The following is a 20,658-nucleotide window of genomic DNA, read 5'->3' as shown; positions in this document are numbered from 1 at the left end:
GAACCACCGGGGCCCGGCGGCGCGGGTCAGGAGGAGGGCGTGGGGCCTTCCATGTGCTGACTGATGTACTGGATCAGGCCTTCGCCCATGTTCGGCACATAGGTCTTGGCGTTGTGCTTACCGCCGGGGATCTCCCGCAGCATGGTGTGCACCGGGCCCTTGCCGTACTGCGCCTGGAACTTCTTGACCTGGCTCATCACGATGGGCGGCTCCGCCGTGCCCACCTGGAAGGCGACGTAGACGTCCGGGCCCTTGGTGTCGATCAGGCGCTTGGCCAGGACCTCGGGGTTGTTCTCCGCCATCTCCTTCTCGTGGCCCTTCCACAGCGGGGAGTCGGGCACGATGTCGGGGCCGGAGGCGATGACGGCCTTGAACTTGTCCGGGTGCTTCAGCACGGCCTTGAAGCCGGCGAAGCCACCGGAGGAGGAGCCCATGAAGGCCCAGCCGTCACGCGACTTCAGGGTGCGGAAGTTCTGCTTCACCAGCTCCGGGACGTCCTCCGTCAGCCAGGTGCCCATCTTGGCCTGGCCGGGGATGTCACTGCCGTCGTAGTAGTACTTGTCGTCCGGGTTCAGGACCGGCATGGCAAGGATGAAGGGCAGGCTCTTGCCCTCCTGCGACCACTTGCTGATGCTCGACTGGAGGCCCAGGTCGGTGCCCATCCAGTAGTTGTTCGGGTAGCCGGGGCCACCGGGCAGCGCGATCATGACCGGGAAGCCGCTCTTGGCGTACTTCGGGTCGTCGTACTGCTTGGGCGCCCAGACCCAGACCTTGCCCTTGAAGCCGGACTTCTTGCCGTCCAGCGTCACGACGCCGATCTTCGTGCCGTCGCCCAGGGTGTTGGCGACGCGGAAGTCGGCCTTGGGGCCGGTCGGCATGAGCGTCTTGGAGTCGGCCGGCTTCGCACCGCCGGTGCCGCCCGCCTGGCCGCCCTTGTCGTCCTGGCCGAAGCTGACCGGCTTGCCCTTCTCGGAGAAGGGGCCGATCTCGAAGTACTTCAGGACGCCGCCCGCTATCAGACCGAGGGCGGCTATGGACGCCACCACGATCATCCACTTCTTGGCGCGCGAAGCACGCTGGCGGCCCTGGGACTGGTACGAGCCGTTGGGCGGGTAGTCCTGGTAGTCCCCCTGGTTGCCGTAGCCGCCACCCTGGGGGGGCTGCTGGTAACCGTTGGGGGGCGGCGGGTAGCCGCCCGGCTGCTGGTATCCCCCGTTGGGCTGGTAGCCCCCGTTGGGTGAGTGCGTCATCGCGTCGCTCCGGATGATGCTGCTGCCCCGAAGGACATGACGGTTTGTTCCGTCCTAGGGGATGGGCAAAGCAGGGGTCAGGGTTCCTGGGACGTCCCGTGAATTGAGTCATAGGCTCGAATACGGGGTCACAGGGCCCCTTCCAGGGGGAGGCGAAGGGCCCGATGCAAGCGTTGTCGGTCGAAGATCCGCAGGTCATAGGCGCATACCGGCTGCTGGGCAGGCTGGGCGCGGGCGGCATGGGCCGGGTGTATCTCGGGCGCAGCGCGGGCGGCCGCACGGTCGCCGTCAAGGTCGTCCATCCCCATTTCGCCCTCGATGAGCAGTTCCGCGCGCGCTTCCGCAGGGAGGTCGAGTCCGCCCGGCGGGTGGGCGGGGCCTGGACGGCTCCCGTGCTGGACGCCGATCCGGACGCCGCGGTGCCGTGGGTGGCGACGGGCTATGTGGCCGGGCCCTCGCTGACCCAGGCCGTCGCCGAGGTGGGGCCGCTGCCGCCGCACACGGTACGGGCGCTGGGCGCGGGCCTGGCGGAGGCGCTGGCGGCGGTGCACGGCCTGGGGCTGGTGCACCGGGACGTCAAGCCGTCGAACGTGCTGCTGGCCCTCGACGGCCCCCGCCTGATCGACTTCGGCATCGCCCGCGCCGTCGAGGGCACGGCCTCCCTGACCTCCACCGGTGTCTCGATCGGCTCCCCGGGCTACATGGCGCCCGAACAGATCCTGGGCAGGACGGTCACCGGGGCGGCGGACGTCTTCTCCCTGGGCGCGGTCCTGGCGTACGCGGCCACGGGCGAGCCGCCCTTCCCCGGCGACAGCTCGGCCGTGCTGCTCTACAAGGTCGTGCACGAGGACCCGGTGCTGGGCCCCGCCCTCACGGGCGCCCTGCGCGAGCTGGTGGCCGCCTGCCTGGCCAAGGCCCCGGAGGCCAGACCGGCCCCGGCGGAGGTGGCCCACCGCCTCGCCGCGGCGGGCGGTGCGAGCGCGCTGCTGGGCCAGGGGTGGCTGCCGGGGTCGCTGGTGGAGCGGGTGAGCCGGCAGGCGGTGGAACTGCTGGACCTGGAGGCCGCGGTGGCGCCGCCACAGGACGCGCCCGGGCCACCGCCGGCCGGAGCACCCCTCCGGCAGGGGCACGATCCGGCGCGGCTGCCCACCGAGACCGCCCCCGACGGCAAGCGGATCGGGCTGTCGGCCACCGCCGGCACCGGCAAGCGCCGCATCGGCTGCACCCTCGTCCTGAGCATCGCCGGCGTCCTGGCCGCGGCCACCACCGCCCTGTTCGTCTTCGACGTCCTGCCCGGCGACGGCGGCGACGGCGGCAACGCGGCCCGCCCGCCCGCCGCCAGCGGCGCCCCGAAGCCGGACACCGGCGCCCCGAAGCCGGCGGCCGGCACCGTCCCGAAGGAGTTCATCGGCACCTGGACCGGCTCCGTCATCCAGTCCGACGGCACCCCCAACGGCACCATGACCAGCACCGTCACCGCCGGCGGCACCGGCGCCTACGTCGTGCGGACGAGCTATTCCGTGCTCGGCGTCCTGGAGTGCCGCAGCAAGGCGAAGCTGACGTCCGCCACCAGCGGCAAAATCACGCTGGAGGAGGTCACCGACGGGGAGAAGAAGGCCCTGTGCACGGGCAATACGTCGACCGTGACGTACAGCCTCACCGAAGGCGGCAAGCTGGCCTTCACCTCCGACGACCCCCGCGGCGGCCGTCCCACCGCGACACTCACCAGGACCGGTGGCTGAACCGGCCCGGTCTCGGGCCCGCCACGGCCCCTCGCGTAGGCTGGCCCGGTATTCGCATACCCCCTCCGAAGGGACGCCCGGTGACCGAGAACGCCGACCTTCAGTTGGTCCTCGACCGTGCCGCAGCAGGTGGCCGGATCACCCCGGAGGAGGCGCTCGAGCTCTACCGGTCCGCGCCGCTGCACGCCCTGGGGCAGGCGGCCGACGCCGTGCGCCGCCGCCGCTACGCGGGCACCGAGCACATCGCGACGTACATCATCGAGCGGAACATCAACTACACGAACTCGTGCGTCACCGCGTGCAAGTTCTGCGCCTTCTACGCCCCGCCGAAGAGCGACAAGGTCTGGACCCGCCCCCTCGACGACATCCTGCGCCGCTGCGCGGAGACCGTGGAACTGGGCGGCACGCAGATCATGTTCCAGGGCGGCCACCACCCCGACTACGGCGTGGAGTACTACGAGGAGCACTTCTCGGCGATCAAGAAGGCGTTCCCGCAGCTGGTCATCCACTCCCTCGGCGCCTCCGAGATCGAGCACATGTCGCGGATCTCGGGCGTCAGCGCCGAGGAGGCCATCCGCCGTATCCACGCCGCCGGCCTCGACTCCTTCGCCGGCGCCGGTGCCGAGCTGCTGCCCGCGCGGCCGCGCAAGGCCATCGCGCCGCTGAAGGAGTCCGGCGAGCGCTGGCTGGAGATCATGGAGATCGCCCACAACCTGGGCGTCGAGTCGACCTCCACCATGCTGATGGGCACCGGCGAGACCAACGCCGAGCGGATCGAGCACCTGCGCATGATCCGCGACGTACAGGACCGTACGGGCGGCTTCCGCGCCTTCATCCCGTACACCTACCAGGCCGAGAACAACCACTTGAAGGGCCGCACGCAGGCCACCATCTTCGAGTACCTGCGGATGATCGCCATCGCCCGGCTCTTCCTCGACAACGTCGCCCACATCCAGGGCTCGTGGCTGACCACGGGCAAGGAGGTCGGCCAGCTCTCCCTGCACTACGGCGCCGACGACCTGGGCTCGATCATGCTGGAGGAGAACGTGGTCTCCTCGGCCGGTGCCAAGCACCGCTCCAACCGCATGGAGATCATCGACCTCATCCGCAAGGCCGGCCGCGTCCCCGCGCAGCGCGCCACCACCTACGAGCACCTGCTCGTGCACGACGACCCGGCGAACGACCCGGTCGACGACCGCGTCGTCTCGCACCTGTCCTCCACGGCCATCGAGGGCGGCACGGCCCACCCCGAGCTGAAGATCGTCCAGGCGAGCTGACGGGCGGTACGGGCGGACGATGTCCACGCTCCACCGCGTCCGCGCGGTCCGGCTGACGGAGGACGGTGAACTCCTCGAGGCCCCCGGCGGCTACGCCGTCGCCGTCTCCGGCGGCCGGATCGCCGCCATCGGCCCGTACGAGCTGGTACGCGCGGAAGCCGGCGAGCACGCGCGCGTGCGCGAGTGGGACGGCGTCCTGACGCCGGGCCGCTACGAGCCGGACGCCGCCGCGTACCTGGAAGCCATGTACCACCCGGACCCCCGCGAGGCGGACGAACTGGGCACGGAGCCCCTGACCGGGCCCGCACTGGCGGCCCTGGAGATGACGGACACCCGCTGGGGCCACAGCGCCCGCCGGGGCGTCCAGCGGCTGCTGGCGGCGGGGACGACGGCCCTGTCGGGCCCGTTCGCACGGCCGGCGGCGCGCACCGCCGTCGAACGCTCGGGCATCCGCGTGCTGCCCGGCCCCCGGCCCAGGGCCCTGGTGCTGTCCGGCGCGGCCGACTTCGCGGTGTTCGCGGACGACGGCACGGCGCTGGTGACGGTGCTGGACGGACGGCTGGTGTACCGGCGCCGCTGATGCGGCGTGGAGGCCCGTTCATTACTTCGGGTGACGCTACCGTCGTATATGGGACCGCGATCCGCACCCGCGTCCACACTCGCGTCCATGGGAGCAGTGATGATCGCAGAACGGCTGGAGAAGGCCACTCCTGAGAACTGGATGTTCCCGCCTGCGGAAGGCTGGACGGTTGACCAGGTGGAGGACCTGGAACTTCCGTTCGACTGGGAACTCGTGGACGGAGTGGTCGTGGTTCGGGGGAGGACGGTGCTGTGGCACAACCACGTGCGGAGCAGGATTGAGAGGCGCCTGGCGGAATGCCTGCAGGAGCCGTACGACGTTGTCGCTGAACAGTGTGTCCTGATCGACAAGTACAACCCGCCGGTACCTGACGTCGTCGTTTACGACAAGCGTGGCATCGATCTGTTCGAGGCGAAGTACATCCCCGTGGAGAAAGCCGTCCTAGTGGTGGAGGTGGTCTCTCCGGGTTCGCGTCAGGACGACCGGGTGCGTAAGCCGGCCATGTACGCGGCCGCGGGTGTGAAGAACTACTGGCGCGTGGAGCGGGGTGAGGACGGCCTTCCTGAGGTGCACGAGTTCTGGCTCCACAGCGAGACAGGTCAGTACATCTCCGCGTTCGACCGTCCCGTGCACACCCGGAAGCTGGAGACCGACCGCCCGTTCTCCGTCGTGATCGACCTGGCGAGCCTGGTCGGGTTCTGACCCGACCTCCGTTGTCTGTCAGCGATCCGTCAGGACCCCCGCCCCCCGCGTCAGGTCGGCATCAAGGGGAGCCGTCCGTACCCCTTCCACCCGGCAGGATGAGCGGCGCGGGGACGGCCGCTTCGGTTCGTCCCGCGGTGCGAAATGTAGGGCCCAGTCGTACAGGCGGGCCGTGAGGACGCGCGCTGCCGGCAGGTAGCCATGTTGCCGAGGGGGCGACGGGCAGGGGGCCGGCAGTCCTCGGGGTGGGGGCCCACAGGAGCGAGCGCAATCGGCACCGCGGGACGGCCGGTCCTTCCCGGGCGCGCCGTCCCCGTCCAGTCCCCGTCCGATGTCCCGCGAGGTCCGTGGTGAACAATGGCTTCGTGACCCGAGCATCCCTGGACAAGCAGCCGCACGAAGTCGCCGCGATGTTCGACGACGTGGCGGCGAAGTACGACCTGACCAACGACGTCATCTCGCTCGGCCAGGCCCGCCAGTGGCGCAAGGCCGTGGCGCAGGCCGTCGCCGCCCGCCCCGGCGAGAAGGTCCTGGACCTCGCGGCCGGCACCGGCACCTCCTCCCTCCCCTTCGTCGCCGACGGCGCGTACGTCGTGCCGTGCGACTTCTCGATCGGGATGCTGCGCGAGGGCAAGAAGCGCAACCCCTGGCTGCCGCTGACCGCCGGGGACGCGACGAAGCTGCCCTTCGCGGACGGGGTCTTCGACGCCGTCACGATCTCCTTCGGGCTGCGCAACGTCCAGGACACCGACGCCGCGCTGCGTGAGCTGCTGCGGGTGACGAAGCCCGGCGGGCGCGTGGTGATCTGCGAGTTCAGCCATCCCACGTGGGCGCCGTTCCGCACCGTCTACAGCGAGTACCTGATGCGCGCGCTGCCGCCGATCGCGCGGACGGTGTGCAGCAGCCCGGACGCCTACGTCTACCTCGCCGAGTCGATCCGCGAGTGGCCCGACCAGCCGCGGCTCGCGGCCCGTCTGCAGCAGGCCGGCTGGTCGAAGGTGGCCTGGCGCAACCTCACCGGCGGAGTCGTCGCGCTGCACCGGGGCACCAAGCTCGCGTAGGGCCGCGGAACGGGCAATTACCGGGCAGGGCGCGCTTATCGCGCGTCCTGTTCGTTGTCATGGCCAGGCGGTCCGTGATCGGTACGATCTTGACCTTCCCCGGTCGTGATCACCGAATCCCGGAGGCCCTATGCCCTCGTTCTGTCCCGCCTGTGGTTCCGGGTTCGTACCGGACGCGCGCTTCTGCATGAAGTGCGGCAAGGAACGGCCGGAGGCGGAGAGGGCGGCGGCCGGGGCAGCCGCCGCCGGCACGGCCACCGCTCCCGCCATGCCGCCGGCACCCCCGCCTCCGGCCGTGCCCCCGCCGCTGCCCGGTGGCCCGCCGTCGTACGCCCCCTACGCCCCGCCCTCGCGCGGGGCGCTGTTCCTGCGCCGGACCTTCACCGGCGACTGGGCGGGCTCCGCGAAGGCGGCGGCGTGGCCGTCGGCCCTGCTGCTCGTCCTCGCGCTCGCCGTCTCGCTGCCGTCCCCCGGCGACTACGAGGCACTGGGCCTCGGCAATTGGTCCGACCGCTTCCCGGCCGCCATCGCCCTGCTGCTGCAGGGGCTGGGCGCGGGCCTGGAGGTCGAGTCGCGCAGCGGCGGCGGTCTGCTGTCGATGTTCATACGGGGCAGCGGCTCGGTGTCCGTATGGCCGCTGACCATCACCGCCCTGTGGGCCGGCGCGACGGCCCTCGGCGCCAGGCGACTGCGCCGTACGCCGCCGGCCGGCCCCGGCGGCGGCGCGGAGGCCACCGTGCGCATCGCCCTGATCTGCGCGGCGGTCGTGCTCGTCCTCGGCCTCTACGGACAACCGGACCTTGCCCTCTTCTCCGTCTCCACCACTCCCGTGCTCGCCGCGCTGTTCTCGGGCGCGCTCGCGGGCGTGGTGAGCGGCGCGGTGCTGTGCCGCGACGAGGCGGCCGCACGCCTCGGCGCCGGCGCACAGATGGCCGTACGGGCGTGGGGCACGGCCCTGCGCGCCCTTGGCCTGTCGGTGGCGCTGTGCGGGCTGATCGTGTTCTTCGTCATCGCCTCCCACCCGGACGAGGCGGGCGACTGGGCCTGGGCCGGTTCCCTGCCCGTCCTGGCCAACCTCGGCCTCATGGCGCTCGGGCTGTCCTGGGGCGCGGGCGTGGAGAGCTCCTCCACCGAGCGCGGGCGCCACACCGGTGACACCCTCGGCCTCTCCGAGATCGGTGACCTGGCGGGCGGCTGGGCCCAGGCCGGTGCCGTGGCGGTGGGCCTGGCCTGCGCGGTGATCCTGGCCGTGACGGCGGCGAGGCGCTCGGCGGACCGTACCGAGCAGGTGCTCTCCGGGGTCTTCTTCCTGGCCACGCTGTGGCTGCTGTCGTTCGTCTCCGGCGGCGCGATGGAGATGACGACGGGCACGTCCTTCTCGTCCCGCCCCCGGGGCACGGACGCCTCGATCGCCACGAACGCCGGCGAACTACTGCTCTTCGGCCTCCTGTGGACCGCCGGCGCGATCCTTCTGGCCGGAGCCCTGGGCCACACCCGAGGCCCGGCTTTCATGAGCCGACCCAACCCGCTCGGGCCGCCACTGCCGACTCCGGCGCCCCCGATGCCGACGGCACCCCACCGTGCCGATCAGCCGCCCGCTGCCGCCGCACCGGGCGCCGCCTCGGCGGCGGGCTCGGCGGGTGCGCAGCCTGCGTCGCCGGCCGGCGGCCGGCCGACTGCGGAGGCGTCCGGTGCTGCCGTGCCGGGCACCCCCTCTGTAGCGCCTGCGGCGGGCTCGGCTGCCGCGCAGCCCGCGGCTCATCCCGCGCCTGCGGCTGCGCCGCAGCCCATGGCGGCCGCCCCTTCCGTGGCGCCTGTGGCGACCCCGGCTGCCGCGCAGCCTGCGGCTGAGCCCGCGTCTGCGGCTGCGCCGCAGTCGACGGCGGCTGCCTTCTCGGTCGCGCCTGCGGCGACCCCGGCTGCCGCGCAGCCCGCGGCTGAGCCCGCGCCTGCTGAGTCGGCGGCCGGCCCCGCTGTCGCTCAACCCGCCGCCCCCGCAGGCGCACGGGCCGCCGCTCACTCCGCCCCGCACCTCACCGCGCCCGCGGCGGGTCCCGCGTCCCACACCGGCACGCAGCCGCTCGCCTACGCCGCGCAACACGCCCCGTTCGCCCCTGCCCCCGCCCACTTCACCGCGACCGCCACCACCACCGGCGCCCTCCCGCCCGCGCGCTCCGTGCGGCGGCCGCTTGTGTGGGGGGCCATCGGGCTGGCGGCCTTTCTGGTCGGCGGGGCCGCTATGGCGGGGGTGATGCTCGTCGGCAACAGCAAGAGTGGTGGCGACGGCGGCGAGGACGCCAAGGGGCCCGCCGCTCGCAGTCAGGCGCCGTCCGGTGCTCCCACCGGAGGGGGCGACGCCCCCACCGTTGCGCCCTCGGCATCGGCCTCCGCGACTCCCGGCCCCCGGCCCCAGCCTCCCAAGGGTGAAGTGCCCAAGGGCTTCCAGCGGATGACCTCCCCCGAGGGCTTCTCGCTCGCCGTGCCCGAGTACTGGCGGCGCGAGAACCGGGGCAGCAACCAGATCGACTACGCCGGCCCCACCGGCCCCGGCCACATCCGGGTCGGCATCGTGCCGAGCGGAGGCACGTCGGCGTACGACCACTTCCGGGAGATGGAGAAGACGGTCGGCAGGCAGGAGGGCTACACGCGGGTCCAGATGACCGCGAACACCTTCCTGGGCAGGCCCGGCGCGCTGTGGGAGTGGACCTGGAAGGAGAAGAACGGCGAGGTCATGCGCGCCCTGAACCAGGCGTACGTGGACGAGAAGGGCACCGAGTACGCGATCATGTACACCGAGCGCGAGCGCTTCCACCCCGACGCGCGGAAGGTCTTCGACACCGCCCTGCGGTTCTGGTGGGTCGGCCCCTACGACGTCCGCTGACGCCTGCCGCCCGCGGCGGGAACGGGCGGTCGCCGACCTGCCGTTCCCGCCCGGCTCATAGACTCGACAGCGACCCTTCCCTCGCCGAACGGAGAGCCGCCGTGACCGAGTCCCCAACCGAACACAGCGCTGATGTGATCGTCGTCGGGGCCGGCCCGTCCGGCTCCACGACCGCGTACCACCTCGCCAAGGCCGGCCTGGACGTCCTCCTCCTGGAGAAGACGGCCTTCCCGCGCGAGAAGGTGTGCGGCGACGGCCTGACGCCGCGCGCCACCAAGCAGCTCGTGTCGATGGGCATCGACATCTCCGAGGAGGCGGGCTGGCTGCGCAACAAGGGCCTGCGCATCATCGGCGGCGGCGTCCGGCTCGAGCTCGACTGGCCGGACCTGGCCTCGTTCCCCGACTACGGACTGGTCCGCAAGCGCGACGACTTCGACGAGCAGCTCGCCCAGCACGCCGTGAAGGCGGGGGCCCGCCTGTACGAGCGCTGCAACGTGGGCGCGCCCGTCGTCGACGACCGCACCGGCCGCATCGTCGGCGTGGAGGCCCGGCTCGGCGAGGAGAAGAAGCCGGTCACCTTCCACGCGCCCCTGGTCGTCGCGGCCGACGGCAACTCCACCCGGCTGTCCCTGGCCATGGGCCTGCACCGGCGCGAGGACCGCCCGATGGGCGTGGCCGTCCGTACGTACTTCACTTCCCCGCGCCACGACGACGACTACCTCGAGTCGTGGCTGGAGCTGTGGGACCGGCGCGGTCCCGGCCCGGACCGGCTGCTGCCCGGCTACGGCTGGATCTTCGGCATGGGCGACGGTACGAGCAACGTGGGTCTGGGCGTGCTGAACACCTCCAACTCCTTCAAGGAGCTGGACTGGCGCGAGATTCTCAAGGCCTGGTGCGCCTCCATGCCGGCGGACTGGGGCTACACGCCGGAGAACATGACCGGCCCCATCCGCGGCGCCGCCCTGCCGATGGCCTTCAACCGCCAGCCGCACTACACGCGCGGCCTGCTGCTCGTCGGCGACGCGGGCGGCCTGGTCAACCCCTTCAACGGCGAGGGCATCGCCTACGCGATGGAGTCGGGCCAGATCGCCGCCGACGTCATCGTCCAGGCGCACGCCCGCGCCACGTACGCCCAGCGGGAGCTGGCGCTGCAGCGCTACCCGAAGATCCTCAAGGACACCTACGGGGGCTACTACACGCTCGGCCGGGCGTTCGTGAAGCTCATCGGCAACCCGAAGGTGATGAAGCTGGCGACGGAGCGGGGGCTGACGCATCCGCTGCTGATGAAGTTCACGCTGAAGATGCTGGCGAACCTGACCGATCCGACGGGCGGCGATGCGATGGACCGCATCATCAACGGCCTGAGCAAGGTGGCGCCGCGCTCCTAGATTCACCCTTTCGAGTAGCTTTCGCGTCGTTTCGGCGTGTTGGCTTTACGGAAGTAATGAGGGGAGCCCAATTCCGGTTGGGTACGGAACGGTTCCCTTGTGAAGGGGAGGTGCGGTTCGTGGAGGAACGCGTCACGGGCCCGGTCGGCGGGCCCGCCGTCGGCCGCCTTCCCTGACCCGGGGGGACCCGTCCCCCGCGCCGCCCGCCGTGCGAACGCCCCCGCCCGGCGGGCGGTCCCATATCCGGCCGTTCGCCGCCGCTGCCTGCGGTTTCCCGCCCCGACGGCCCTTCCGCCGGCTGTCCGGATTCGACCCGGACCGAAGGGGTTTGCTCTTCGGCCGGACATCCGCCCAGACTCGGTTACCGGCACAGGGGACCGGGTGCCCGTGGACAACGGGGGTGGGCACCCGGGCATGCCGAAGGGCCGCCGTCCCGAGCGGGGGGAACGGCGGCCCTTCTGCGTGGTTTCCGTGTGCGCTCCGGGCGCACGCGCGTCACATGACGCGGACGGCACCCGTGGGCGGGGAGTAGCTCATGTCGCGCTCGACGATGCCCGTGCTGGGGTTCTGCGCGCCGATGAACTTGCCGCCGCCGATGTAGACGGCCACGTGGTACGCGCTGCCCGCGGAGCCCCAGTAGAGGATGTCGCCGACCTTGAGGTTGGAGGTCGACACCTGGGTGCCGGCCGTCGACTGGTCCTGGGAGACGCGGGGCAGGTCGATGCCGATCTGGCTGTAGGCAGCCATGACCAGGCCCGAGCAGTCGTAGGAGGACGGGCCGGTGGAGCCCATCACGTAGGCCTTGCCGACCTGCGCGCGCAGGAAGTTCACCAGGGACGCGGAGCTGCCCGTGGCCGTGGAGGAGGACGACGCGGACGAGCCGGACTCGCTGCCGGAGGCGGACGTCGACTTGGTGCCCAGGGAGCCGCGCTCGCTGGTGCGGGAGGCGCGGGCCTCGTCCGCCTCGCGCTTCTCCTTCGCCTTGCGCTCGGCCTCGGCCTTGCGCTCAGCCTCCTCCTTGGCCTTCTTGGCGTCGGCCTTGGCCTGGTCGAGGGCCTCCTCGACCTGTGCGCGGACCTGGTAGTCCACAGCGGTCTGCTGCGTGGCGACCGCGCTCTGCGCGATGGAGGTGGACAGCGCCGCGTTGAACGCGGGCATCTCCATGGTCGCCTCGGTGGGCTTCTCGGCGGTGGTGGCGGAAGCGGTGCCGGCCACAGCCAGGGTGCTGAGGACGCCACCGGCAACACCCGTGCGGACGACCCACGACTGGGTCGCGGGGCGACGGGGCTTCCGGTGGCTGGTTATGTGCGCGTTCGGGGACATGGGACAACGGACTATCAGTCCGCACAGGTTGAGTTCAAGATAAGTGACGTGCGTCACAATTGGCGTGAACGCGCCCAGAATTCGGGCCTTCGGATCACGGGAGGGTCACGGCGCGCCCCCGGCCGCGAGGGGCCAACAGCCGCCTCAGCACGGCATTTGGCCATCGGATCGACGGCCGGCAGGCGTCTTATCACCTTTACGGTCCGCCCGTCGAGGCTACCCAGCAAAACCGGATCCCGAACCTCTCGGCGCGTGGCGGAACTCACGCAACGCCCGTCCCGTCCGGCTCCTCGGCGGTCCCGCGGTGAAGGGTGAGTACCGACGGCCGTCGCCCCAGCGGGTGCGGCCCCCTTATCAGTTGACCGGGCAGTCATGCCAATTTGCGTGAACCAGCCACGGCTTGATAGTGCCTCACCGCTCCGACCAGCGCTTCGGCCCTCGAATGTCACCTCTGGTGATCACTCAACCGCTTCGCGTACGAAGATCACCGCTCATCCGACTTGATGATCGTTCGTCAGGTGGTGGAGATCACAAACGCGGTCGTGTTCGCCGTGTCGCAGATCACAGACCGACGGGCATAGGATGCAATCGACCCGGGCTTGTGAACTGCCTCACATGCCGGCGATCTTCGCGGTGATCCCGCCGAGGACGGCTCGCCGGCGGCAGGGGGCGGTGAGCCCGCCACCGGGTCCGGTCAGCCAGCAGTCAGCGTCGACAGACTGGAAGGAGCGAGGAGCGGTGAACGCCTACGCGCCCATCCTCGTACTGGGAGCCCTCGGTGCAGGCTTCGCGATCTTCTCCGTGGTCATGGCATCGATCATCGGGCCCAAGCGGTACAACCGCGCCAAGCTCGAGGCGTACGAATGCGGCATCGAGCCGACCCCGCACCCGGCCGGTGGCGGCCGCTTCCCGATCAAGTACTACCTGACGGCGATGCTCTTCATCGTCTTCGACATCGAGATCGTCTTCCTCTACCCCTGGGCCGTCACCTTCGACTCCCTGGGGCTGTTCGGGCTCGTGGAGATGCTCCTCTTCGTGCTCACCGTCTTCGTCGCCTACGCCTACGTATGGCGTCGCGGCGGCCTGGAATGGGACTAGGGGGCTTCACGGGACATGGGACTCGAGGAAAAGCTGCCCAGCGGGTTTCTGCTGACCACCGTGGAACAGGCCGCGGGATGGGTGCGCAAGGCATCCGTCTTCCCGGCCACCTTCGGCCTGGCCTGCTGCGCCATCGAGATGATGACCACCGGCGCCGGCCGCTACGACCTGGCCCGCTTCGGCATGGAGGTCTTCCGCGGCTCGCCCCGCCAGGCCGATCTCATGATCGTGGCCGGCCGGGTCAGCCAGAAGATGGCGCCCGTGCTGCGGCAGGTCTACGACCAGATGCCGAACCCCAAGTGGGTGATCTCCATGGGCGTCTGTGCGTCCAGCGGCGGCATGTTCAACAACTACGCGATCGTGCAGGGCGTCGACCACATCGTGCCGGTCGACATCTACCTGCCCGGCTGCCCGCCCCGGCCCGAGATGCTCCTGGACTCGATCCTCAAGCTGCACAAGAAGATCCAGTCCGAGAAGCTCGGCGCCCACCGCGAGGAGGCGGAGCGGGAAGCGGAGGTGAGGGCGCTCAAGGCCCTGCCGCTGATCGAGATGAAGGGGCTGCTCCGGTGAGCGAGACGAACCCCAAGGGCCCCAACGGGGTCAACCCCGACAAGGACCTGGGCGCCCAGAACCTGCCCGGCCAGCGCCTGGACCACGGCGAGGTCATCGGCGTCCGGCACGGCATGTTCGGCGCGAACAACGGCGGCGACACCTCCGGCTACAGCCGGCTCGTGCGCACCGTACGGCTGCCCGGCGGGACCTCCCGCCCCTACGGCGGCTGGTTCGACGAGGTGGCCGACGAGCTGGAGGGCGCCCTGGAGGAACAGGGGCTGCTCCCGGGCAACGCGATCGAGAAGACGGTCGTGGACCGCGACGAGCTCACCTTCCACATCGCCCGTGAGCACCTGCCGGTCGTCGCCCGCACCCTGCGCGACGACCCCGCGCTCCGCTTCGAGCTGTGCACGGGCGTGAGCGCTGTGCACTACCCCGGCGACAAGAGCCGCGAGCTGCACGCGGTCTACCACCTGCGTTCGATCACCCACAACCGGCTGATCAGGCTGGAGGTCGGCGTCCCCGACGACGACCGGCACCTGCCGTCCCTCGTCGGCGTCTACCCGACCAACGACTGGCACGAGCGCGAGACGTACGACTTCTTCGGCCTGATCTTCGACGGCCACCCGGCGCTCACGCGGATCATGATGCCGGACGACTGGCAGGGCTTCCCGCAGCGCAAGGACTACCCCCTCGGCGGCATCCCCGTCGAGTACAAGGGCGCCCAGATCCCGGCTCCGGACCAGCGGAGGTCGTACAGCTGATGACCACTCCGAACGACGCCGGCCCCCGCGAGACCACCGAGGGCCCGGTCTACACCGTCACCGGCGGCGACTGGGACGAGATCGCCTCCGCCGCCAAGCAGGCCGACGACGAGCGCATCGTCGTCAACATGGGCCCCCAGCACCCGTCCACCCACGGCGTGCTCCGGCTCATCCTGGAGATCGACGGCGAGACGGTCACCGAGGCCCGCTGCGGCATCGGCTATCTGCACACCGGCATCGAGAAGAACCTCGAATTCCGGAACTGGACCCAGGGCACCACCTTCGTCACGCGCATGGATTACCTGACGCCCTTCTTCAACGAGGCGGCGTACTGCCTGGGCGTGGAGAAGCTCCTGGGCATCGAGGAGCAGATCCCCGACCGCGCCTCGGTCGTGCGGGTCATGCTCATGGAGCTGAACCGAATCTCCTCCCACCTGGTGGCCATCGCCACCGGCGGCATGGAGCTCGGCGCCACCACGATCATGATCTACGGCTTCCGGGACCGCGAGCTCGTCCTCGACATCTTCGAGCTGATCACCGGCCTGCGCATGAACCACGCCTATGTACGCCCCGGCGGCCTCGCCCAGGACCTGCCGCCCGGCGCCGTGGACCAGGTGCGCGAGTTCGTGAAGAAGATGCGCAGGAACCTCCCCGAGTACGACAAGCTCGCCACCGGGAACCCCATCTTCAAGGGCCGCATGCAGAACGTCGGCCACCTCGACCTCACCGGCTGCATGGCGCTGGGCGCCACCGGGCCCATCCTGCGCTCCGCGGGTCTCCCGCACGACCTGCGCAAGGCCCAGCCGTACTGCGGCTACGAGCACTACGACTTCGAGGTCCCCACCGCCGACACCTGCGACGCCTACGGGCGCTTCCTGATCCGCCTGGAGGAGATGCGCCAGTCGCTGCGGATCATCGAACAGTGCCTGGACCGGCTCCAGCCCGGCCCGGTCATGGTCGCGGACAAGAAGATCGCCTGGCCCGCCCAGCTGGCCCTCGGCCCGGACGGGCTCGGCAACTCCCTCGACCACATCAAGAAGATCATGGGCACCTCGATGGAGGCCCTGATCCACCACTTCAAGCTGGTGACGGAGGGCTTCCGGGTGCCGCCCGGGCAGGCGTACGCGGCCGTGGAGTCCCCCAGGGGCGAACTCGGCGTGCACGTGGTCAGCGACGGCGGCACCCGCCCCTACCGGGTCCACTTCCGCGACCCCTCCTTCACCAACCTGCAGGCCATGGCGGCGATGTGCGAAGGCGGCCAGGTCGCCGACGTCATCGTCGCCGTCGCGTCCATCGACCCCGTGATGGGAGGCGTCGACCGGTGACGGACGTACAACTGGGGATGCCCTCGCTCCCCGCACCCGACTACCCCGCGGACGTACGGGAGCGGCTCGAGGCGGACGCCCGGGAGGTGATCGCCCGCTACCCCGACAGCCGCAGCGCCCTGCTGCCGCTGCTGCACCTCGTGCAGGCCGAGGAGGGATACGTCACCCGCACCGGCATCCGCCTGTGCGCCGAGCTCCTCGGGCTCACCACGGCCGAGGTCACGGCGGTGGCGACCTTCTACACCATGTACCGGCGCAAGCCCGGCGGCGACTACCAGGTCGGCGTCTGCACCAACACGCTGTGCGCGGTGCTGGGCGGCGACGCCATCTTCGACGCGCTCAAGCGCCACCTGGACGTCGGCAACGGCGAGACCACCGACGACGGCAAGGTCACCCTCGAACACATCGAGTGCAACGCCGCCTGCGACTTCGCGCCCGTGGTGATGGTCAACTGGGAGTTCTTCGACAACCAGACGCCCGAGAGCGCCATCCGGCTCGTCGAGGACCTACGGGCCGGCCGGGGTGCCGAGCCCACGCGCGGCGCCCCCCTGTGCACGTACCGGGAGACGGCCCGCATCCTGGCCGGCTTCCCCGACCAGCGCCCCGGCGCGGTCGAGGCGAGCGGCGGCGCCGGCCCCGCCTCGCTGGCCGGCCTGCGGCTGGCCAAGGGCGAGAACGGCACCGCCCGGGTCGGTCCCCCCAGGGGCGCGCCCCCGCGCGACGAGCGCCCCCCCGAGCACCTGAGCTCCCACGACGCTCCCCAGCAGACATCCGCCTCGGACCCCGAGCACCCCAGCGGACCGGTCACCGAGGAGGGGGAGGAATGACCATGGCGCCCGCCATCTTCGAGACCAGCCCGGAAAAGCTGCTCTCGCCCGTCCTCAGCGCCTTCTGGGACGAGCCCCGCTCCTGGACGCTGGAGACCTACCTCCGGCACGAGGGGTACGAGGGCGCGCGCAAGGCCCTCGCGATGACCCCCGACGACGTCATCGCCTACGTCAAGGACTCCGGGCTGCGCGGCCGCGGCGGCGCCGGCTTCCCCACCGGGATGAAGTGGCAGTTCATCCCCCAGGGCGACGGCAAGCCGCACTACCTCGTCGTCAACGCCGACGAGTCCGAGCCCGGCACCTGCAAGGACATCCCCCTCCTCTTCGCCAACCCGCACTCCCTCATCGAGGGCATGGTCATCGCCTGCTGGGCGATCCGCTCCCACCGCGCCTTCATCTATCTGCGCGGCGAGACCGTACCCGTGCTGCGCCGGCTGCACGAGGCCGTGCGCGAGGCGTACGCGGCGGGCTACCTCGGCCGCGACGTCCTCGGCAGCGGACTCGACCTCGACATCACCGTGCACGCGGGGGCGGGCGCCTACATCTGCGGCGAGGAGACGGCCCTCCTCGACTCGCTCGAAGGCCGGCGCGGCCAGCCCCGGCTGAGGCCCCCCTTCCCCGCTGTCGCGGGCCTGTACGCGTGCCCCACCGTGGTGAACAACGTCGAGTCCATCGCCTCCGTTCCCGCGATCCTCAACCGGGGCAAGGAGTGGTTCCGTTCGATGGGCAGCGAGAAGTCCCCCGGCTTCACGCTCTACTCCCTCAGCGGCCATGTCGCCGGCCCCGGCCAGTACGAGGCGCCCCTGGGCGTCACGCTGGGCCAGCTGCTCGGCATGAGCGGCGGCATGCGCCCCGGCCACCGGCTCAAGTTCTGGACGCCGGGCGGCTCCTCGACCCCGCTGCTGACCGACGAGCACCTGGACGTACCGCTCGACTACGAGGCCGTGGGCGCCGCCGGCTCGATGCTCGGCACCAAGGCGCTGCAGTGCTTCGACGAGACGACGTGCGTCGTGCGGGCGGTCACCCGCTGGACGGAGTTCTACGCCCACGAGTCCTGCGGCAAGTGCACGCCCTGCCGCGAAGGCACCTACTGGCTGGTGCAGTTGCTGCGCGACATCGAGGCCGGCAAGGGCCGCATGAGCGACCTCGACAAGCTCGCCGACATCGCCGACAACATCAACGGCAAGTCCTTCTGCGCGCTGGGCGACGGCGCCGCCAGCCCCATCTTCTCCTCGCTGAAGTACTTCCGCGGCGAGTACGAGCAGCACATCAAGGGCCGCGGCTGCCCCTTCGACCCGGCGAAGTCGACGGTGTGGGCCGACGGCCCCGCCAACCACCAGCACGCTCACCTGGGGGTGAACGCATGACCGTCACCACGTCCGCCCCCTCCCCGGGAGGGAACGCGGCCGTCCCACCGGAGGACCTGGTGTCCGTCACCATCGACGGCATCCAGATCTCCGTGCCCAAGGGCACGCTCGTCATCCGGGCGGCAGAGCTGCTCGGCATCGAGATCCCGCGCTTCTGCGACCATCCGCTGCTGGACCCGGCGGGCGCCTGCCGGCAGTGCATCGTCGAGGTCGAGGGCCAGCGCAAGCCGATGGCCTCCTGCACGATCACCTGCACGGACGGCATGGTCGTCAAGTCGCAGCTGACCTCGCCCGTCGCCGAGAAGGCCCAGCGCGGCGTGATGGAGCTGCTGCTGATCAACCATCCGCTCGACTGCCCCGTCTGCGACAAGGGCGGCGAGTGCCCGCTGCAGAACCAGGCCATGAGCGCCGGGCAGGCCGACAGCCGCTTCGAGGGCCGCAAGCGCACCTACGCCAAGCCGGTCCCCATCTCCCCGCAGATCCTGCTGGACCGCGAGCGCTGTGTGCTGTGCGCGCGCTGCACCCGCTTCTCCAACGAGATCGCGGGCGACCCGATGATCGAGCTGCTGGAGCGCGGGGCGCTGGAACAGGTGGGCACGGGCGAGGGCGACCCCTTCCGGTCGTACTTCTCCGGCAACACCATCCAGATCTGCCCGGTGGGCGCGCTGACGTCGGCGGCGTACCGATTCCGCGCGCGCCCCTTCGACCTCGTCTCCTCCCCCTCGGTGTGCGAACACTGCGCGGGCGGCTGCGCGATGCGCACGGACCACCGGCGCGGCAAGGTCATGCGGCGCCTGGCGGCCGAGGACCCCGAGGTCAACGAGGAGTGGGTGTGCGACAAGGGCCGCTTCGCGTTCCGCTACGCGCAGCGGCCGGAGCGCATCGAGACGCCCCTGGTCCGTAACGAGGCCGGGGCGCTGGAGCCCGCGAGCTGGCCGGAGGCGCTCGAGGCCGCGGCCCGGGGGCTCGCGGCGGCGCGGGGCCGGGCCGGGGTGCTGGCGGGCGGCCGGCTGACTGTGGAGGACGCCTACGGCTACGCCAAGTTCGCGCGCGTGGCGCTTGATACGCACGACGTGGACTTCCGGGCGCGGGTGCACAGCGGTGAGGAGGCCGACTTCCTCAGCTCCCACGTGGCGGGCCACGGCCGGGACCTGGACGGCCTCGGAGTGACGTACGGGGCGCTGGAGAAGGCGCCCGCCGTCCTGCTGGCGGGCCTGGAGCCCGAGGAGGAGGCCCCCGGCGTCTTCCTGCGGCTGCGCAAGTCCTGGCGCAAGCGGGGGCAGCGCACGTTCGCGCTGGCCACGCACGCGAGTGACGGCCTGCGCAAGGCGGGCGGCACGCTGCTGCCGGCCGCGCCCGGCACCGAGACCGAGTGGCTGCGGGCGCTGGCCGGGGGCTCGGGCCTGGACGCCGACGGCCGGGCGGCCGCGGAGGCGCTGCGCACCGCCGGCTCGGTGATCGTGGTCGGCGAGCGGCTGGCGGGTGTGCCGGGCGCGCTGACGGCCGCGGTCGCGGCGGCCGCGGAGACGGGCGCGGAGCTGGTGTGGATGCCGCGCCGGGCGGGCGAGCGGGGCGCGGTCGAGGCGGGGGCCCTGCCGGGGCTGCTGCCGGGCGGCCGGCCGGCCACCGATCCGCGGGCGCGGGAGGAGACGGCGGCCGCCTGGGGCGTCGCCGAACTGCCCCGCAGCCCCGGCCGGGACACCGGCCAGATCGTCGAGGCGGCCGTCACGGGCGAGCTGGCGGCCCTGGTCGTGGGCGGTGTGGAGGTCGCGGACCTGCCCGACCCGGCGCGCGCCCGGGAGGCGCTGGACGCGGTGGGCTTCCTCGTCAGCCTGGAACAGCGGCCGGGCGAGGTGACGGACCGGGCGGACGTGGTGCTGCCCGTCGCGGCCGTTGTGGAGAAGTCCGGGACGTTCCTCAACTGGGAGGGCCGGGCACGGCCGTTCGAGGCCGCCGTCAAGCCGGACCAGCTGACCCGGCGGCACGCCCTGCCGGACGCGCGCGTGCTGCACATGCTCGCCGACGCGATGGGCGTCGACCTCGCCCTGCCCGACGTGCCCGCGGTACGGGCGGAGATGGCGCGGCTGGGCTGCTGGAACGGTGAGCGGGCCGCCGGCCCGTCGGAGCCGGGCCGGCCGCTGCCGCGCCCCGAGCGCGGCGAGGCGGTGCTGGCCGGGCACCGGCTGCTGCTCGACCTGGGCCGGCTGCAGGAGGGCGACGACGCGCTGGCCGGCACCCGGCACGCCGCGCTCGCCCGCCTCTCGGCGGCCACGGCGGCCGAGGCGGGCGTGCGCGACGGCGAGTACCTGGCGGTGACCGGCCCGGCCGGCACGGTGCGGCTGCCGCTGTGCGTCACACCGATGCCGGACCGGGTGGTGTGGCTGCCGCTGAACTCGGTGGGCGGCGGCGTCGCCTCCGACACCGGGGCGCGGCCGGGAGAGCTCGTACGGATCGGCGCGTCCGCCGACGAGGGCGCCGAGGGCGCGGGACGGGAGGTGCGGTCGTGAACCCTGCGCTGAGC

16 protein-coding genes are annotated in these 20,658 nt (G+C 71.7%); 14 read left to right on the top strand and 2 right to left on the bottom strand.

Annotated features, from left to right (window positions below; genetic code table 11):
• Nucleotides 1-26 precede the first annotated feature (26 nt).
• The gene (locus ABZ956_RS27265; RefSeq protein ID WP_361899139.1) at nt 27-1,052 is read right to left on the bottom strand and encodes an alpha/beta hydrolase-fold protein; all 1,026 of its coding nucleotides are present in this window, start codon (nt 1,050-1,052) and stop codon (nt 27-29) included.
• 362 nt (nt 1,053-1,414) lie between these two features.
• Between ABZ956_RS27265 and ABZ956_RS27260 the strand changes: the two genes are divergently transcribed.
• The 7 genes from ABZ956_RS27260 to ABZ956_RS27230 all read left to right on the top strand — a co-directional run bounded on the left by ABZ956_RS27260 (nt 1,415) and on the right by ABZ956_RS27230 (nt 10,881).
• Complete coding sequence (locus ABZ956_RS27260) at nt 1,415-2,992, top strand: serine/threonine-protein kinase (protein WP_361899004.1); 1,578 nt, start codon at nt 1,415-1,417, stop codon at nt 2,990-2,992.
• A gap of 80 nt (nt 2,993-3,072) precedes the next feature.
• Nucleotides 3,073-4,269 carry a cyclic dehypoxanthinyl futalosine synthase gene (gene mqnC, locus ABZ956_RS27255; RefSeq protein ID WP_361899001.1) on the top strand — a complete coding sequence of 399 codons (1,197 nt, stop codon included), beginning with the start codon at nt 3,073-3,075 and terminating at the stop codon, nt 4,267-4,269.
• A 19-nt stretch (nt 4,270-4,288) separates the two neighbouring features.
• Nucleotides 4,289-4,849 carry a hypothetical protein gene (locus ABZ956_RS27250; RefSeq protein WP_361898998.1) on the top strand — a complete coding sequence of 187 codons (561 nt, stop codon included), beginning with the start codon at nt 4,289-4,291 and terminating at the stop codon, nt 4,847-4,849.
• Nucleotides 4,850-4,936: 87 nt separating this feature from the next.
• Nucleotides 4,937-5,551 (top strand): Uma2 family endonuclease, encoded by a 615-nt coding sequence (locus ABZ956_RS27245; protein ID WP_361898995.1) that lies wholly within the window; start codon nt 4,937-4,939, stop codon nt 5,549-5,551.
• 365 nt (nt 5,552-5,916) lie between these two features.
• Entirely contained in the window at nt 5,917-6,612 is a 696-nt protein-coding gene (locus ABZ956_RS27240) for a demethylmenaquinone methyltransferase (RefSeq protein ID WP_361898992.1), read from the top strand.
• A gap of 130 nt (nt 6,613-6,742) precedes the next feature.
• Nucleotides 6,743-9,493, top strand: coding sequence for a zinc ribbon domain-containing protein (locus ABZ956_RS27235; RefSeq protein ID WP_361898989.1), 2,751 nt, complete (start codon nt 6,743-6,745; stop codon nt 9,491-9,493).
• 101 nt (nt 9,494-9,594) lie between these two features.
• Nucleotides 9,595-10,881: a geranylgeranyl reductase family protein gene (locus ABZ956_RS27230; protein ID WP_361898986.1), complete on the top strand. Its 1,287-nt coding sequence runs from the start codon at nt 9,595-9,597 to the stop codon at nt 10,879-10,881.
• Nucleotides 10,882-11,376: 495 nt separating this feature from the next.
• On the opposite strand, the gene ABZ956_RS27225 is transcribed toward ABZ956_RS27230, so the two are convergent.
• A complete protein-coding gene (locus tag ABZ956_RS27225) occupies nt 11,377-12,204 on the bottom strand; it encodes an NlpC/P60 family protein (RefSeq protein WP_361898983.1) in 828 nt (275 codons plus the stop codon).
• Between the two features lie 738 nt (nt 12,205-12,942).
• On the opposite strand from ABZ956_RS27225, the gene ABZ956_RS27220 reads away from it, so the two are divergent.
• Genes ABZ956_RS27220 through ABZ956_RS27190 form a run of 7 tightly spaced genes read left to right on the top strand, consistent with a single transcriptional unit; the run spans nt 12,943 to nt 20,644 of the window.
• Nucleotides 12,943-13,302 carry an NADH-quinone oxidoreductase subunit A gene (locus ABZ956_RS27220; protein WP_071964090.1) on the top strand — a complete coding sequence of 120 codons (360 nt, stop codon included), beginning with the start codon at nt 12,943-12,945 and terminating at the stop codon, nt 13,300-13,302.
• Between the two features lie 15 nt (nt 13,303-13,317).
• A complete protein-coding gene (locus ABZ956_RS27215; RefSeq protein WP_361898980.1) occupies nt 13,318-13,872 on the top strand; it encodes an NADH-quinone oxidoreductase subunit B family protein in 555 nt (184 codons plus the stop codon).
• A complete protein-coding gene (locus ABZ956_RS27210) occupies nt 13,869-14,618 on the top strand; it encodes an NADH-quinone oxidoreductase subunit C (protein ID WP_361898977.1) in 750 nt (249 codons plus the stop codon). The genes ABZ956_RS27215 and ABZ956_RS27210 overlap by 4 nt, the downstream gene beginning before the upstream one ends.
• Entirely contained in the window at nt 14,618-15,943 is a 1,326-nt protein-coding gene (locus tag ABZ956_RS27205) for an NADH-quinone oxidoreductase subunit D (protein ID WP_361898975.1), read from the top strand. The genes ABZ956_RS27210 and ABZ956_RS27205 overlap by 1 nt, the downstream gene beginning before the upstream one ends.
• A 17-nt stretch (nt 15,944-15,960) precedes the next feature.
• Nucleotides 15,961-16,770, top strand: a complete 810-nt coding sequence (gene nuoE / locus ABZ956_RS27200) for an NADH-quinone oxidoreductase subunit NuoE (protein WP_361899136.1) — start codon at nt 15,961-15,963, stop codon at nt 16,768-16,770.
• Nucleotides 16,767-18,137: an NADH-quinone oxidoreductase subunit NuoF gene (gene nuoF, locus ABZ956_RS27195; protein ID WP_361898972.1), complete on the top strand. Its 1,371-nt coding sequence runs from the start codon at nt 16,767-16,769 to the stop codon at nt 18,135-18,137. The genes nuoE and nuoF overlap by 4 nt, the downstream gene beginning before the upstream one ends.
• Nucleotides 18,134-20,644 (top strand): NADH-quinone oxidoreductase subunit G, encoded by a 2,511-nt coding sequence (locus tag ABZ956_RS27190; RefSeq protein ID WP_361898969.1) that lies wholly within the window; start codon nt 18,134-18,136, stop codon nt 20,642-20,644. The genes nuoF and ABZ956_RS27190 overlap by 4 nt, the downstream gene beginning before the upstream one ends.
• Nucleotides 20,645-20,658: the final 14 nt, after the last annotated feature.

Origin of the sequence: Streptomyces sp. NPDC046261 (assembly GCF_040646235.1) — a bacterium.
Classification (GTDB): domain Bacteria; phylum Actinomycetota; class Actinomycetes; order Streptomycetales; family Streptomycetaceae; genus Streptomyces.
The sequence above is the reverse complement of the archived record's forward strand: the minus strand, read 5'-3'. Positions and strand labels throughout refer to the sequence as shown.